A 17,010-nucleotide genomic window follows, 5' to 3' on the forward strand; every position below is an offset into this window, starting at 1 on the left:
ACTGCTTAAGGGGTTGGGCCGTTAACGGACGACAGTTTGTCTGAAGATGTCGCCCCCAGGAATATTCTCTTCACCAACCCGTTTATTGATTTCCGTCGCCAGGTACGGCGAAGCACCGCTCGCCAGTGCGCCCGCCAAGTTATAGTCCGCCAGCGCCGTCAGCGCCCCCGTTACCGCCTGCGCCGCCTTCCGCAGGTCGCTGCCGGTGCCGTATTGCCGCATCGTGTTGTCGCATGCCCGCTGCATCACCGCCGCATCGTTCGTCGGTTTGCCGCTCTTCTCAAGCTGTTCCCTGGCCTGCGCCAGCGCCGCCGGGTCTTTCTGTGCCTTCAGCCCGGCGATATCCCCCTGCGTGCGGATGACGTCCATCGCCTGGCCGCCAATCTCGCCGATAAGCTGCGCCTGTTTGAGCCGGTTTTGCTCCTTCTCCTTGTTGAATATCGGGCTGATGCTGCCGGCGTTGGCATGCTCGGTATCCCGGTTCAGCTGCGCCACATCCTGCTGCTGTTTGCCGGTGTCGCGAACTATCAGCGTACCTTCGCTAACCCCGGCCTTTGTCGTGCCCTCGGCGTGCCCGCTGTGGTTGGCGCCCGACAGCATGCCGCCGCCCATGTTGGTCAGCAGATCCTTGCCCACCGGCCCGCCGGTGCTGAATGACCCGCCGCTGTGCGTCGCGCTGTAGTCCGCCTGGTTGTGGATGTCCGTCCAGCCCAAAGTGCCGGTATCGAGGCGGTTTTTCTCTTTGTCCGCTTGGCTTGCAATCACAGCGCCGTCGAGCTGGGTATGTTCTTTGACCTTGACGTCATACCCGCCTTGGCCGGCAAACAGCCCGGTCTGCTCTTTTACCGAGTCGAAGTTGCTGTGCAGTTTGTCCTTACTGGCGCTCACGTTGGCTGAGCCGGTCATCGAGCCGAAGGTGAAGCTGCCGCCCGCACTGGCGTTTTGCTGTTTGGCGTCATAACGGTCGCTGTCCTGTTCGCTTTCAAGCCGAAGGTTACGGCCCACGTCGACGGTGACTTTTTCTCCGCTGGCCTGCGCGCCGGTAAGCCGGGTGTCGCGGCCGCTGGTCACCTTGAGATTACTGCCGGCATCCAGGGTGGTTTCGGCATGCGTCAGGCCGTTGCCGTTCTCATGCCCCTTGCCGGCATTGACGCCGGCCGAGACGCTGATGCCATAACCGCCAGAGCCTGCGCCGATGCCGACACCGACGTTGCCGCCTTTGCTGCTGTTTTTGCCGACGGTGCTTTCGCGGTTCTGCGCCGACTGCAGGGTAATGTCCCGCGCCGCATCGAGCGACAGATCTTTGCCCGCTTTCAGCTGGCTGCCGGTGACGACGATATCGCCACTTTGCGCGTTGTGGTTCTTGCCGCTCGCCGTTATCGACAGGTTTTGCCCGGCGGTGAGCGTGCTGCCCTGCGACTGGCGGCTGTCGGTGCGGGTTTCGCTTTTCGACGATTGGCTGCCGTAGGAGGCGCTGATACCCACCGTATTGGTGGCGCCCTGCGCCGCACCTTCGTCTCCCGGCTGCAAGCCGGCAGCGGCGTTTTTCGCCTCAGCAGACGCGATCACTACACTCGAGTTTACCCCGGTCCTCATGACAACTGACGTTTCAGCATCACACACTCTGGAACACTGTCGTCACTGACGAAGCCATATGGGAAGCGCTCTGTGAAGCCAGCCAGTACCGCCACGACCTTGGCACCGACTGAGTGCGGCAGAACGGTGAGTTGGTGATCGGCGGCGACTGGCTCACCGAGTCCGGCATTGCCAGCTCCGAACAACAGGAAGTGACCGCTGCGCCCGGTGTGCTCCTATTGCAGCGACGGAAAGAGGAAGTTTTCGAGGCGTAAAAGCAAAGATCCCGGCCAGATGGCCGGGGTTTCTTAATCAGCAAATTTGATAATTTATAATTTATTCTTATTAATTTCATTCACAGTTACTAAAACAGCTTGAATACTTGAGTCAAGATTATCTTCATCCAACCATGAGACACCTTTTCTTTTTAAATGGTACTTTACTGTTGGCAATAATGTTTCATCATCTAACGATATGATAACATTCAAACAGTCAACATAATTTTCATTCCACTTCTTAATTATTGAATTACAAAAAACAATTGAGTATTGAAAATACTTTTCACTTACGTAATCCTCTATATGAATAGAATTTACAAAACATTCGAAGGCAATTTCATCCTCGAAAGCATCAGGAGTAACCGAGTTACAATAAGCAAGTAATTTTTTTGAAAAAAAACAACCATGTAACTCAACAAAACCTTGTTCTACAATCTCGTTTAACTCATAAGGAAGATTAAGTTTCTCTATATCCCCCCAACAAACAGCCTCAAGATGAGGGAGCATTAAGTAGTTAACTAACATCTTATTTCTCTCCCAGATATTTAGTCATACCTTTATCTATAGCGTTTTTGAAATCAGGATCTTTCAACTTATCATTCACACTTTTAGGTGCTTCAGGGAATGTTTGTGTAACAGGGTCATAATAGTACTTGTTGTTTTTATTATCCTGATAATGTATTTGGCCTGCTCTCTTTCCTGGTGCAGGATTCTCAACATCAATTCTCTCCTTCCCTTTACCCATCCACAATGTTTTACTTGGAACCATTGGGCCATTTATACCGAGCATAGCACCATTTTTATTTAAGGTGTAATTAGGCTTGCCAGCCTTACTAATTCCCCCAAATGCCGAAGCCGCTGTACTTGCTATAATGCCAGCCTGAACTTCATCCAGTCCATATTCTTTCTGGAGAGCTTCAGAGACTTTATTGGTTGCGATAACTCCGTCGACCTGCATTTGATGCATCCAGGTCGCCGTCAGATCATAGACCATCTTGATCGGGATATCTTCACCCAAGGCACGATCTATAGCCTGCTTCACTGCCAGACTGTCCGCCAGGACCTCACCGTACTTCTTCTGACAGGTTGTTGGGCTGCTTGCACAATCGCTGATTAGCAGTTGCTGCTGGGCGGTACTCAGTTCTTCGTACTTTTTAATGATCCCAGTACAGTCACCACCGCCAGCCTGGCAGGATTTCATTTCTGCCGACCAAGCATCTATCTGCTTACTGCTCAGATAGTTATTCTCCACCGCATTCTTCCCAGCCTGCCCGCCGGTCACAGCCCCCGCAGTATCCCCCGTCGCCAGCCCGCCTGCAAGCCCTGCGGCCAGCTGGCTCAGTGCGCTCACCTGCTGCTTCTCGCTTTCGCTCAGCTGCTGCGCCGTCTTGCCCGGGAACAGCTGCCCGGCAATGTAGCGCGCCGCCAGTTCGCCACCACCTGCACCCAGTCCCCCTGCTGCGGCCGACTGGTTATTCAGTTGCGCGGTCACCGCGCCCAGCACTGCATGCGCCATCGCATTGGCGGCCATGTTATCTTCACCGACCCGCTTCTTGATTTCCGTCGCCAGGTACGGCGAGGCGCCGCTTGCCAGCGCCCCCGCCAGGTTATTGCCCGCCAGCGCCGTCAGCGCCCCCGTCACCGCCTGCGCCGCCTTCTGCAGGTCGCTGCCGGTGCCGTATTGCCGCATCGCGTTGTCGTATGCGCGCTGCAACACGTCCGCCTCGCGGAACGGTTTGCCGTTCTTCTCAAGCTGCTCCCTGGCCTGCGCCAGCGCCGCCGGGTCTTTCTGCGCCTTCAGCCCGGCGATATCCCCCTGCGTGCGGATGACGTCCATCGCCTGGCCGCCAATCTCGCCGATAAGCTGCGCCTGTTTGAGCCGGTTTTGCTCCTTCTCCTTGTTGAATATCGGGCTGATGCTGCCGGCGTTGGCATGCTCGGTATCCCGGTTCAGCTGCGCCACATCCTGCTGCTGTTTGCCGGTGTCGCGAACTATCAGCGTACCTTCGCTAACCCCGGCCTTTGTCGTGCCCTCGGCGTGCCCGCTGTGGTTGGCGCCCGACAGCATGCCGCCGCCCATGTTGGTCAGCAGATCCTTGCCCACCGGCCCGCCGGTGCTGAATGACCCGCCGCTGTGTGTCGCGCTGTAGTCCGCCTGGTTGTGGATGTCCGTCCAGCCCAAAGTGCCGGTATCGAGGCGGTTCTTCTCTTTGTCCGCTTGGCTTGCAATCACAGCGCCGTCGAGCTGGGTGTGTTCTTTGACCTTGACGTCATACCCGCCCTTGCCGGCAAACAGCCCGGTCTGCTCTTTCACCGAGTCGAAGTTGCTGTGCAGCTTGTCCTTGCTAGCGCTTACGTTGGCTGAGCCGGTCATCGAGCCGAAGGTGAAGCTGCCGCCCGCGCTGGCGTTTTGCTGTTTGGCGTCATAACGGTCGCTGTCCTGTTCGCTTTCAAGCCGAAGGTTACGGCCCACGTCGACGGTGACCTTTTCCCCGCTCGCCTGCGCGCCGGTAAGCCGGGTGTCGCGGCCGCTGGTCACCTTGAGATTACTGCCGGCATCCAGGGTGGTTTCGGCATGCGTCAGGCCGTTGCCGTTCTCATGCCCCTTGCCGGCATTGACGCCTGCCGAGACGCTGATGCCGTACCCGCCCGAACCTGCGCCGATGCCGACACCGACGTTGCCGCCTTTGCTGCTGTTCTTGCCGACGGTGCTTTCGCGGTTCTGCGCCGACTGCAGGGTAATGTCCCGCGCCGCATCGAGCGACAGATCTTTGCCCGCTTTCAGCTGGCTGCCGGTGACGACGATATCGCCACTTTGCGCGTTGTGGTTCTTGCCGCTCGCCGTTATCGACAGGTTTTGCCCGGCGGTGAGCGTGCTGCCCTGCGACTGGTGGCTGTCGGTGCGGGTTTCGCTCTTCGACGATTGGCTGCCGTAGGAGGCGCTGATGCCTACCGTGTTGGTGGCACTTTTCCCCGCATCTGTGTTGAGCTTGTCGAGTTCAGCAGCCTGTGCAGCCTGCACGCCGGACAGCGCCGCCTTGGTGTTTTGCAGCGCGGTCAGGCGCCCATCGCCTTCTTTTCGCGCCTGCTGTGCCGAGCTGACGGCGGTGTTGAGCGCGCCGCCCACGGTGCCCGATAATGCCACGCTTAGTCCGCTCTGCTTCTGCTCGTAGGTCTCTTTACGCGTGCGCGCATCAACGCCGGGATCGATAGTCACGCTGTCGCCGGTAAGAGCCAGATCCTTGGCCGCCACCAGATCGGCGCCGCCGATGTGCAGTTGGTTGCCCGCCGTGACGTTGACGCTGCCCTGACTGCTGCCGACGGTGCTGACGCTTTGGCTTTGGGTCCGGCCTTTCTCGTCGATTTCGTGTTTGCTCGACTGTTTGCCAATGGTGAAGCCGATGCCGCCGCTGCCCAGCAGGCCGCTTTTTTTCTTCTCTTCCAGCCGGTAATGCGTGTCGGTCTCGGTGGCCGCGCCGATGTCGACGTTACGGCCGGCCTGCAGGTTCACGTCCTGGTCTGCGGCAATGGCCGAGCCGGTGACCGTCAGATCGTTGCCGGCGCTGACGCTGACGCTGTTGCCGCTGAGCAGGCTGCCTTTCTCGCGTGTGGTGGCGTCATGCGCCACGCTGTGGCTGCTGCTTTTTTTCAGGAAACCTTTTTTCTGTGACCGCTCTTCACTGAGGGTCGACTCGCGTTCGGTGGCGGTATTGAGGGTCACATCCTGCTTCGCCTGCAGGGCGATGGCGCCCTGGTCGCTGTGCAGGGCGCTTGCCGTGGCGATGATGCTGCCGTCCTGCGCTACCACCGTGACGCCGCCCTGCCCGCTGAGGGTGCTGCCCACCACGTTTTCCCGCAGGACTGCTTCGGCGCGCTCACCTTTAGTTTTCCGGCCGCGACTTTCCTCGTTGGAGACGCGATGCTCGCTGTCGGTGGTGTGGTTAAGGATCACATCGTTTTTCGCCTGCAGCGCGATGGCGCCCTGGCCGCTGTGCAGGGCGCTGCCGGTAACCGTGACGTCGCCTTCACGCCCGATCACGGTCACGCCCTCGCGCCCGCTGAAGGTGCTGCCGGTGCTGATTTCGCGCTCGGTTTGCTCTTCGCGATGGCTTTTGGTTTTGCCTTCGCGCTTGTTTTCGCTGTCCTGGTCCTGCGTGCGGGTGCGCGCGTCTTTAATGGTCACGTCCCGCGCGCTGACGCCAATACGCCCCTCTTTACTGTCAATCTGCGCGCCTTCGGCCAACAGGCGGTTGCCCGCCACCAGGGTGACGCCCTGGTCTCCGCCGAGTGCGCTTACTGTCAGGCGCTCTTCCTGGCGGTCATTGCTGACTGATGAAGTACGGCTGTTGGCGTCCAGGTGCGTGGTATTGGTGGTGCTTTCGGCCCTGATGTTGATATCGCCGCCGGCCTGCACGCGGGTGCTGCCGGCGGCGCTGGCCTGGCTGCCCGTGAACGTGACGTCTCGCCCGGCATTGAGCGCGAGGTTGCCGCCGGCGTTAAGCTCACTCCCCAGAGCCTGCTGCCATTCGCCGCTGACGTGCGCCATCCGGGAGCCTGCCACTTCCGTGCCGCCGCGGGTGCGGTTACCCATTGAACCGGAGATAACCTCAAGATCGGCGGTATGGCTGCTTTTCGCGGCGGTGATGGTCAGATCGTGACGCGCGCTCAGGCTGAGCGTATCGGTCGCATCCAGTTTCGCCCCCGTGAGCGTGATATCGGTGCCGCGCAGGCGAATGTCGCCGGCGCTCATGGTCGCCTGGCGCAGGGCGTCCTGCAGGTTAGTGCTCATGGCCAGACTGTCTGCCTGCACGTCAATGCTGCCTGCCCTGACGTCGCCGCCCTGATGCAGGAACTGCCCGGCGTCAACCGTCAGGGCTTTTTCGGCAAACAGGTTGCCGGCATTGGTGATGCTGTTTGCCGAGAGTTGCAGGTCGCCGCCGCCAATTACCGCGCCATCGCCGGTCAGGCGCAGCGTAGTCTGTGCCAGATACACCTTCGGCACCCACACCGTTTGCGGGCCGCCTTCCGTTTGCACCGTCTCGCTCACCAGCCAGACGATATCCTGTTGCAGCGCCGCAATCTGCTCCGGCGTCAACGCCACGCCCGGCACCAGATGGAAGTCCTGGGCGACTTTGCTGCCGTTGTTCATCAGTTGCTGATACTGCTCCATCGCATCCCAGCCCTTGACGGACGGTTTGCCGGTCAGCGCCAGCACCTGCTCGCGCACCAGACGCTGCTCGTAAAAGCCGTCCCCCAGGCGCTTATGGGCCTGCGCGGGGTCATACCCTACGCGTTCTAGCATATAGTCGCTGCTGATAAAGTTGTCGCGGCGGGTAAAGCGTTCATCGGTCACCACCAGGAACGGGCTGCCGATCGCCGTATGTTGACTAAACAAGCCGTTATTGGGGATGGCGGTGGCCACATTGCCCAGATGCTGTAACTGCGTCAGCGCCAGCTCAGACGGCAGCAGTGGGCGCCCCAGCGGCGAGGACGGCGCGGCGCCCGGTCTTGTCATTTGCTCGCCCGGCGCCAGCGTCGTATCGCCGTCAGGGCGGGCAGCGCCCTCTACCGTGAAGGCCAGCGGATTGCGCTCAAGCTCGGCGCGTTCGGCATCCACCGCCTTTAACGCCGCATCAAGTTGACTGATTTGCGCCTGATTGACCGTGGTGTTGGTGATGCGGGCTCCGTTGATGGTGACCGTGCCATTGCCGGTGATCACCCCGTCAACGGTCGCCAGCGCCGTGGTTTCGTCCCGATTGAACGTGGGGTACCAGTGATGCGTGTCCTTGTCATAATGGTCAACGATAGCCGCCTGACGCCGCTCGTTAACCGAGTAACCGCGGTTGTCCACGCTGCCGCCGCCGTCCTGCGTCAGGTTGCCGTTGGCGGTAATGACGCTGGCGTCATTGAGCAACGCTCCCGTGATGCGCAGCACCATGTTGCCGCCGGCCAGAATACGCGCGCCGATCCCCTCACTCACCAGCTTGTCGCGCGTTACCGTGCCGCTCTCGGTACGTTCGCGGAAGTTGTTGTAATCGGTGATGAACGGCGCGCTGTCGATATCGACATGCTTTTCGGGATCCCAGGTCATCACCTGCGTCCAGTCGTGCTCCCAATGGAAGCCGTTTTGATAAGGCGTCGGGATGGCCGCCAGCTGATTGCCCCCACGCGTTTCATAGAACGTCATCGCATAGCTGCCATCGGCATTCGGCTTGAGCGCCAGGTAGTTGACCCACAGGTCGGTCAGTTGGCCCTTATTGTCCTTGACCCGCACCTGTGCGCGCTTGCCCGCCGCATCAATGGCCAGCAGAGTGCCGTAGCGGTTGGTTTGCGCCGCCGCGTCATCCTGATAGGTCAGCTGCTGGGTGGTCGGCGCCATGGTGCTTTTTTCGGGATTGACCTTTGAACCGTAGGAGCGCCAGTAGTAGTTGTAGCGGTGCCATTTGTAGTCGCTCTTCTCGGCGTTACGCTCAATCACCAGCCCTTCGCGCAGGTTGTTCAGGCGACGCGCTTCCACTATGGCATCACCGTCCGCTTCGAGAAAGCTGGCCCGGTTTTCAATCAGGTCATCGCTGTGCAGGTGCAGACGGTCGGCGCTGTAAATCAGCGCTCCCTCGCGGTTGGTCAGCCGCTCACCGGCCTGCACCGTCAGGCTGTGGGTCGCCGCCATCACCGCAGGCGCACCGTGGTTGTCGATAATGCGCCCGTTCACGGTGATGTCGTCGCCCATCAGCGCCGCGGTGTTGTCCAGGGTATCGACGTTCAGCGTCATGCTGTCCGCCTCAAGGCGCCCGGTGTTTTGCAAGGCTCCGGTCGTCAGCTGCAGCGTTTTGCCCACCAGCGCCGCCGGATTGGTGATGCTGGCCGCATTGAGCGCCAGCTTGCCGGGCAGCAACCAATCCGCCAGGTTGGTAAAGGCGCCGCTCAGGGAGAACGTCACCGTACCGTTACTGCTGATCGTTTCGCCGGCCTGATGGATGTAGTCCTGCTGCGCGGACAGCGTCAGCGCCTGCAGCCCCAGCAGGGTACCGTTCTGATTATCCAAGGTACGCGCATGCAAGGTAAGTTGCCCGGCGCTCTCCACTCGCCCGCCCTGGTTGAGCAGCGCCAGCGGCGAGTCGGTCTGTGACCGGTCAGTATTGATATTGAGGTTGCCGTTGGCCAGGATCCGCCCCTGGCGGTTGTCCAGCTGCGTTACCCCCGCGAGGGTCATCTGGCCGCTACTCTGCAGGCGGCCTGCGGTATTGTCGATATCACGAGAGGTGATATCGGTGCGCGTGGTGCCCAGTATCAACCCGCCATCGCGATTGTTCAGGCGCTCGGCCTGCACATCCAGTTCCGCCTGGCTGCTGAGCGTGCCCTGACCGCTGTTATCGAGCGCCCCGGCCTTGAGCGTCAGGCCCTGAGTCGATACCAGTTGCCCACCCCGGTTGTTGACCTGCGCCCCCTCAAGCGTGAGCGCGTCGCCGCTGTGCACCTTGCCATGCTGATTGTTAAGCCGGTCGAGTCGGTAGATGCCCGCCCCCTGACTGATGAGCGTGCCGCCGTCGTTGTTCAGCTGCTTTGATGCCACCGTGATGCCGCCGCGGCTGCTGAATACGCCGCGTGTATTATTGATACCGACGGCCGACACCTCTTGCCCGCCATTGCTGCGCACTGCACCGCCGGTATTCTCCAGCAGGCCAAGAATGCGCAGCGCCACGCGTTGCTGGCCGTCTATCGTCCCGCCGGCATTATTCAGCGCCTGCGCATCAAACGTCAGCGCATCGCCGCCCTGTATTTTCCCGCCGCGGTTGTCGAGCCCGCCGTTCAAATTGAGCCGCAGCTGCTTCTGGCTGTAGAGTTGCCCCGCCTGGGCGTTATCAAGGCTGCGAGCAGCGATAGTCAGCGCCTGGCCCGCCAGCCATTCGCCGCCGGTGTTATTGATGGCGCCGGCGTGATCGCCGTCAGCGGCCCCTTGTACGGTCAGTTGCCCCTGCGCCGAGACCTTACCGCTGCGGTTATCGATATCCTGTTTGATGCGCAGCGCCAGGTTTTGCGCCGATTGCATCACGCCCTGGGCGTTATCCAACCAGTCAGCCGTAAGCTGTGCGGCCTGCAGGCTCTGTATACTGCCTTCAGTATTGTCAAAACCGCCGCTTATGGCCCGCCAGCCCCCCTGGCTGCCCATCCAGCCTTGGGCGTTGAAAATGTCCTGCGCCTGCAGCATTTGAGACGACTGACTAAAAATCCGCCCCTGGCCGTTATCCAGCTTACCGGTGAACTGCATGTCCAGGCTATCCAGCGCGTTGATGGCGCCCTGAGCATTGAGCAGACTGGCGGCGCGCACCTGCGTGCGGCCATTGCCGGTCAAGGTGCCGTTTTGGTTATCCCAGCCCCCCGCCAGATTCAGAGAAAGCGCCTGGCCGCCCAGCACCACCCCTGCGGCGCGGTTGGTCAACTGGCCTCCCTGCAGAGACAGGTCGCCACCGCTCTGCAGTGAGCCACCATCATTATCGAACAGGCTGGCTGCACCGCCGTTAACGGCAAGGGCTTGCTGCGCGGTCAGTTTGCCGGTGCGATTGAGGATATTGCCTGTAGCATCCAGCGTCAGGCCTCCGCCGGACTGCAGCCGCCCGCCGGTATTGTCAAGCGACTGCGCGCTGGCGGTGACCTGCCGGCCACCTTGTGCGGTGCCACCCTGGTTGTCCCAATCGCCATCGGTGTTGACGGCGAGTGTGCTGCCGCCTTCAAGCCAGCCGGCGGCGTTGCTCAACCCTTGCTTCGCCGCCAGGTTCGCATCCTGCCTGGCGACCACCTTGCCCTGAGCGTTATCGAGGCGCTGCGCCGTTAGCGTGAGCGACTCGCCGCTGATTTCCCCCTCGCGGTTGCCAAGCACGCCCGACGCAGTGAGAGAGAGCCTTTGCCCGCCCAGCAGCTTGCCGGCCTCGTTGTGGATGTCTCGCGCTGACACCGTGGTTTGCCCATTACCCTGCACCCTACCGTGATGATTGCTCAGCTCGCCCTCACTGCTCACCGTCAGCATCTCACCGGCGCCCAGCAGCCCCTGCGTGTTGTCCAGCCCCTGACGGGCATGCAGCTCAAGCCGTTGTCGGCCAATCACCTTGCCCTGCGTGTTGTCGAGACGGTCAGACTGCACCGTCAGCACCGTGGCACTGATTTCGCCGCCGCGGTTGGTGGCATTACCCGAGGTCGTAAGGGTGGATGCATGACCTGAAAGCAGCTTACCGCCGTCGTTGTTGAGATTGCTCGCCGTTGCCGTCACGGCCGTTTCGCCTTGCGCCGTGCCGCCACGGTTGTCCCAGTCGCCGGCGTGCACATTCAGCGCCTTGCCGGCGCCAATCAGGCCGCGTTGGTTATCCAGGCGGCCGGCCGTCATTTCGAGATTTCCCTGGCCTATGACCTGCCCCTGCGCGTTATCCAGCCGTTGTACCGCCAGACGCACATCATCGCCGCTCAGGGTGCCGGACTGGTTATTCAGATCGCTACCGGCCTCAAGCGTCAGGCCGTTCCCCGCCAGCAGATTGCCCCCGGCATTATTTACCGCGCCATCAGCATGGAGCGTGAACCCCGCCTGGGTTTTTATCGTGCCGCGCTGGTTATCGAGGCGCCCGGCATCCAGGCGCAGGTCGCCGTTGCTGCCCACCGTCCCGCCGGCATTGTCGAGCAGGCCGCCGACCTGCCAGTGCTGCGCCGCGCCGCCCAGCGCCACCAGACGGCCACGCTGATTGACTAACTGACCGGCCGAAAGCCGGAGGTTCTGCGTCTCGATGGTGCCGTCACTGTTATCCATCGCGCCCGCCAACGTGAAGCGATTCTCACCGTCACCAGTCTGAGACCAGGTCGCCTGTTGGTTGAACAGGTTGTCGGCATCCACCGTCCAGCGCCCGGCCTTGACTTTGGCCTGCTGTGCATCCACATTCCCCTTCGTGCTCACGGCCAGCTCACCGCTGTCTACGGTGGACTGGCGTAAGGCCACCCCGCCCTCGCGGGCCGCCAGCGCGGTGCGGCCGGCCGCAACCTGCGCGCCGCTGATATCCACCCGCCGCCCGGTCGCGTTGACGTTCTTTTTACCGAGCAGACTGCCACTGGCGCGAATTTCGCCCTGGCTATCAAGCTGCAGATTGGCATCATGGACCAGCGCGCTTTCGGCATTACTGCCCGCCAGCAGGTGGCCGCTGCTTTGGATGCCGCGCGCGGCGTTCAGGTGCACATTCCCGGCCGCCGCCAGCGTACCGGATTGCGTTAACATTCCCTCGCGACTCTGCACGGCCAGTTGGCCACCGCTGTACACTTTGCCGTGCGTCTCGATGTCGCCTTTTGCCGCCAGCTGAATATTACCGCCGGCCTGGGTGGCCGCATCCGGCGCATCAGAGCGCCAGCTGAGCTTGCCTTCGCTGCTCACGGTGAGCGTTTTGCCCGCCCGGACCTGCCCGCCCTGGTTACGCACGCCGACGCCGGCTTCGGTGCCGATCATGCGGATACTGCCGCTGTACATGCCACCCATCTGCCCCATATCGATGGCAAGCTCAGGCCTGGCGCTGCCGTCGCCCGAAAGCGGCGCGGCGGTTTTGCCGTCCGCGCTCACGCGATTGCGGCCAGCCACCAGCGTCACGCCTTCTTTAGCCCAGACGCCGGTGTTGACCTCCACCGCGCGCGCCAGAATGTCGACGTACTCGGTATCATGACGGGTATCGCCGTTGAGCCCACCGCCCTCGATGCGCACCACGCCACGCTCGACCTGGTAGCCCGCCACGCTGCCATCGGCATTCAGTTGCGGTTTGCCGGTGGTCAGCGTCATGCGTCCGGCGTTGATGGTGCCGCAGCCGTTGCAGACAATGCCGGCGGGATTGGCCACAATCACCTGCGCCTTGCCGCCGGCCACTTCCATAAAACCGCGCAGCTGGCTGGGATTGTTGCTGTTGACTTCGTTGAGGATGACGCGAGCCGGCGCGGAATTGGGATTGAGATTAGGGTTACCCTGGATCATCCCGGCCATCTGGGTCGCGGTCATCACCGCCGAGTTGTTGAGGATGGCGCCTTTGGCGTCGACGTCGAACTGCTGATACTGGTTATGTGAGACCCCAGCTTGGTTGGGGGCGGTGATGTTGACCTGCGGCAAGCCGTTCTGGGTAGTGATGACCTCCGGCCGCTGGGAAGGATTGGCACCGCCGTCCGCGACAATGCCGTCTGCCATGACGGGGCCGGCGAACATCAACAGCCCAAGCAGCCACACTGACCGACGCACGGTGACCCACAGACGACTTCCACCTGTTATTCCTGAACCGATGCGTTGCCCCGGCTCGCTGCTGCAGCTGCGGGCCAATTCGGACACCACCCGCAACTCCCCGTGGGTGCGGCTGAAGATAAGGCGATAGCAATGTTTGTTCATAGGTCACATCCGTGAGAAAAGTCAGTCCGTTCAGGTCAGCGCAGCAACGCTGCCGGTATCGCGATGTTCAAATTTCCAGATTTACGCTAAAACCCGCGGTCGCACCGGAGGTGTGGAACCACGCAGGCTTGTAGAGCGGAACGCCGGCAAACAGGTCATAGCTGAATCGCCCCCACAGCGCGCCGCGCACGCCGAGCGCGCTGCCCGCCAATTGATGGCCAACCAAGTGGCGGGTGTTTGGGCCGTCCACCCGACCGTAGTCGGCGGCCAGATACAATTCATGCCCGCGAGAAAACACGTTCCAGGCGATTTCATTGCGCCACAGCAGGCCCTTTTCGCCGGACAGCATCTGTTCGCCGTCAAAGCCACGCACCGTGTAACGCCCGGCAATGGCCATCCGCTCCTGCGGCGTCAGCGCGTTCGGGCTCCACTGCCCCCTTACGCTGGTATATACCCGCCAGGGCTGATCGCCCCAGGAGAACGGCCGGTTGATGCCCAGGTCGCCGAGCAAAATGCCGGTACGTGCGCTGCCTTCATGACGCGACTCTTCCGGGGCAGGCAGGGCATTGAATGCGCCGGTGCCGCGCCGCCAGTTGATATTGGCGTCCAGCGTAGTGGTACCGAAGTAGCTGCGCTGATTCAGCCCTATCTCCCAGCCGGCGGTCCGACGTTTTTGCGACACAATATCAACGTTGTCCACGGCGTTAGTCGAGTGCTTGCGGTAGCCGCGCAGGTTGAGCGTTAACTTGTGCGACTGGTCGCGGTACAGCAACCGGGAGACGGTCAACTGCATGTTGTCGCTCTTGCCGCTGTAGCGCAGCACCTCATTGGCGTTGGGGATGTTCTGGTGATAGGTGTAGTCGTTGTAATTGGCCGAGAAAGCCCAATATCCCACCGGGAAAAAGTAGTTCAGCGTATGTGAACGGTTGCCGAACGGCCCGTGCTGGAACACATCCTTGCCGATGTTGGCGTAAAACAGGTCATTCTGTGCAAACGGCGCATCGATAGCCAGAGTGGCCGAACCGAGATAACGCCCGGTACTTTTGGAGCCGCTGTCGTCCAGCCCCAGGCTGAGCCGCACCGGGCGCCCTTCGTGCCAGTTGACCTGCAGGTCACTGGTTCCGTCCTCGGCGCCGGGTACGATTTTAATATCGGCATTGGCGCTGGGCACCCGCCTGAAGTTCTCCAGCCCCTGTTCGATATCGCGCAGGCTGAGAATATCGCCGCGTGAGGCCGGAATAGCGTTCCACAGCCGCCCACGCCAGGAGACCGGATCCTCAAAGCGGATCTCACCGATACGCCCCGGCTGCAGCGTCAGCGTCAATACGCCCGTGGTTAAGTCCTGCTCCTGCGCCATCACGCGTGTGGTGACATAGCCCTTGGCCAGTATGACGTTTTGCACCTTGTTGATGGCAAGCACAATGCCCTGGCTACCCAGACAGCGGCCCCTGGCATCCGCCGCGGCGTTCAACGCCCATTGAAAGCGATCGGCAGACTCGCCGACCAACGTTAGCCGATTGATGATGAAGCAAGGGCGTTCATCGGTTGGGTAATCGGGCAGCACAACGTCGGGACGGGAAAGGCGCGCATCGGCCTGCGGGGCATTTTGCTGTTGCAGGGCGCGCTCGCGCTCCTGCTGGCGCTGCTGTTCGCGGGCATCAATGGACGCCATTCCATCGCTGGTAGACGCCGAAGCGGAAAACAGGGGTACAACGCCGATCAATAATCCCGACAGCCCGCAGCGGATAGAATAAAGTAAAGCACGAGCACTATCTGAATCTGAGCGCATCCTTGGCTCCTCACCGTTACTTATAGTTATCTATTTGGTCAAAATTATAAGTTAAGTAAATTAATGTAAATAAAACTTACTCTTGGGCGAATTATGAGCTTCGAGGGGGAAAAATCAACAGCTTTATGGCACTGCGATTCACAAAACCATAAGGGAGGCGGCGGGCATGAGAAGAATGGCGAAACGGCGGGAGGATGACGCCATGATGCGCCATCCTTTAAAATTAATTGTCGATCGGGAGAAAACGAGACGGACAGCTATCAGCCCAGCAAATTGCTGCCGAACGCCCCCTGCCAATCCTGTTCGAATTTCTCGACCGCGGCCTGCACCGCCGGCGCGCTCAGGAACTGCTCCGCCACATCCACCGGCAGCGTGATGGCCTGGCAGCCCGCCAGCAGGCATTCCAGCGCCTGGCGCGGCGTCTTGAAGCTGGCGGCCAGCACCTGCGCCGACGGCGCGTGCAGGCTCAGCAGCTGCTGCAGCTCGTGCACCATTTCGATACCGTCGCCGCCCTGCGCGTCTACCCGATTGACGTAAGGCGCCACGTATTCCGCCCCGGCCAAGGCCGCCAGCAGCCCCTGCCCGGCGCCGTATACCGCCGTGCCCAGCGTCGGGATGGACATCGTTTTAAGCTTCTTGATCGCCGCCAGCCCCTCGGCAGTTGCGGGGATCTTGACCACCAGCCCCGGTACGCGCTGGCTGAGCAGCGCCGCCTCCGCCACCATGCGCTCGGCATCGGTCGCCATCACCTGCGCGAACAGCTTGCCGGTGCCGCCGAGGGCGTCGCGCAGCGCGGGCAGCACTTCCCAGATCGGCTTGCCTTCCTTCGCCACGATGCTCGGGTTGGTGGTGACGCCGTGCAGCGGCAGAATGCGCGCCAGGCGTTTTACCGCCGTCACATCGGCGGTATCGAGATAAAGCTCCATCACGGACTCCTGTGTCATGTTGTGTGGGCGGATTCAAACTCTGATCATCATAGGGCAAAAACCCCGCAAACTTTTGACCAAAATCAATTCAACTTTCATTCGAAACACCTTTAATGGCGAAAGATTCAGCAACGCCAAACGGGTGACTCATGTACTTCAATCTGCAGCGCTACTCGACCCATGATGGCCCCGGTATCCGCAGCGTGGTCTTTTTAAAAGGGTGCCCGCTGAGCTGCCGCTGGTGTCAGAACCCGGAAAGCCGTTCGCGCCACGCGGATCTGCTGTTTGACGAACGCCTGTGCCTGAGCGGCTGTACGCTGTGCGCCGAGCGCTGCCCGCAAGGCCTGCGGCGTGACGAGGGAGCATTGACGCTGCGGCGCGACGTCATCAGCGCAAACGACTATGCGGCGCTGGCCGCCGTCTGCCCGACCGGCGCGCTCAGCCTGTGCGGCAGCGCGGTCAACCCCGACGATATCATGGCCGAGGTGATGCGGGATAAGCCTTTCTACCTGCGCAGCGGCGGCGGTGTAACATTGTCCGGCGGCGAACCCTTTATGCAGCCGGAGGTCGCGGCGGAGCTGCTGCGGCGCGGCCGCGAAGCCGGCATCCACACCGCCGTCGAATCCTGTCTGCACGTTCCCTGGCGTTACATCACCCCTTCGTTGCCCTGGCTGGATCTGCTGTTGGCCGATCTCAAACACACCGATGAAGCGCGTTTCAAAACCTGGACCGGCGGCTCCGCCCGTCGGGTGATGAACAATTTTCGCCGTCTGGCGGCGCACGGCGTGCCAATGACCGTGCGCGTGCCGCTGATCCCCGATTTCAATGCCGATCGCCATTCTGTCCGCGCGATTGTCGACTTCGCCGCCGACGAGATCGGCGTGTCGGAGATCCATTTTTTGCCGTACCACACGCTGGGCATCAACAAGTATCACCTGCTCGGCGAACCTTACCGCGCCGCCCGCACGCCGCTGGACGCGCCCGATCTGCTGGCCTTCGCCGAAGCGTACGCCGGCGCCAAAGGCCTGAGCGCCATTTTGCGAGGATAAC

The 17,010-nt window shown here is 61.2% G+C and carries 5 protein-coding genes and 1 pseudogene; 1 reads left to right on the plus strand and 5 read right to left on the minus strand.

From position 1 onward, the window contains the following. Window positions 1-246 precede the first annotated feature (246 nt). The 5 genes and pseudogenes from ACK3CV_RS13770 to fsa form a co-directional block, all read right to left on the minus strand. Window positions 247-1,572: pseudogene (locus ACK3CV_RS13770) on the minus strand (hemagglutinin repeat-containing protein); the annotation flags it as partial. Window positions 1,573-1,904: 332 nt separating this feature from the next. Continuing rightward, a complete protein-coding gene (locus ACK3CV_RS13775; RefSeq protein ID WP_164040383.1) occupies window positions 1,905-2,378 on the minus strand; it encodes a hypothetical protein in 474 nt (157 codons plus the stop codon). A gap of 1 nt (window position 2,379) precedes the next feature. Further along, window positions 2,380-13,245: a hemagglutinin repeat-containing protein gene (locus ACK3CV_RS13780; RefSeq protein WP_164141567.1), complete on the minus strand. Its 10,866-nt coding sequence runs from the start codon at window positions 13,243-13,245 to the stop codon at window positions 2,380-2,382. Between the two features lie 67 nt (window positions 13,246-13,312). Beyond that, the gene (locus ACK3CV_RS13785) at window positions 13,313-14,917 is read right to left on the minus strand and encodes a ShlB/FhaC/HecB family hemolysin secretion/activation protein (protein ID WP_489009866.1); all 1,605 of its coding nucleotides are present in this window, start codon (window positions 14,915-14,917) and stop codon (window positions 13,313-13,315) included. A 377-nt stretch (window positions 14,918-15,294) separates the two neighbouring features. Further along, window positions 15,295-15,960 (minus strand): fructose-6-phosphate aldolase, encoded by a 666-nt coding sequence (gene fsa / locus ACK3CV_RS13790; RefSeq protein ID WP_033634713.1) that lies wholly within the window; start codon window positions 15,958-15,960, stop codon window positions 15,295-15,297. 149 nt (window positions 15,961-16,109) lie between these two features. Here fsa and ACK3CV_RS13795 point away from each other — a divergent pair, with 149 nt between their 5' ends. Further along, window positions 16,110-17,009 (plus strand): glycyl-radical enzyme activating protein, encoded by a 900-nt coding sequence (locus ACK3CV_RS13795; RefSeq protein ID WP_164141570.1) that lies wholly within the window; start codon window positions 16,110-16,112, stop codon window positions 17,007-17,009. Window position 17,010 lies beyond the last annotated feature (1 nt).

Source organism: Serratia sp. TSO36, from assembly GCF_057808395.1.

Excerpts from the sequence above, each read along its gene's own strand:
- ACK3CV_RS13775 (WP_164040383.1), bottom strand. The coding sequence starts at position 2,378 with ATGTTAGTTAACTACTTAATGCTCCCTCATCTTGAGGCTGTTTGTTGG.
- ACK3CV_RS13780 (WP_164141567.1), bottom strand. The coding sequence starts at position 13,245 with ATGAACAAACATTGCTATCGCCTTATCTTCAGCCGCACCCACGGGGAG.
- ACK3CV_RS13785 (WP_489009866.1), bottom strand. The coding sequence starts at position 14,917 with ATGGCGTCCATTGATGCCCGCGAACAGCAGCGCCAGCAGGAGCGCGAG.
- fsa (WP_033634713.1), bottom strand. The coding sequence starts at position 15,960 with ATGGAGCTTTATCTCGATACCGCCGATGTGACGGCGGTAAAACGCCTG.
- ACK3CV_RS13795 (WP_164141570.1), top strand. The coding sequence starts at position 16,110 with ATGTACTTCAATCTGCAGCGCTACTCGACCCATGATGGCCCCGGTATC.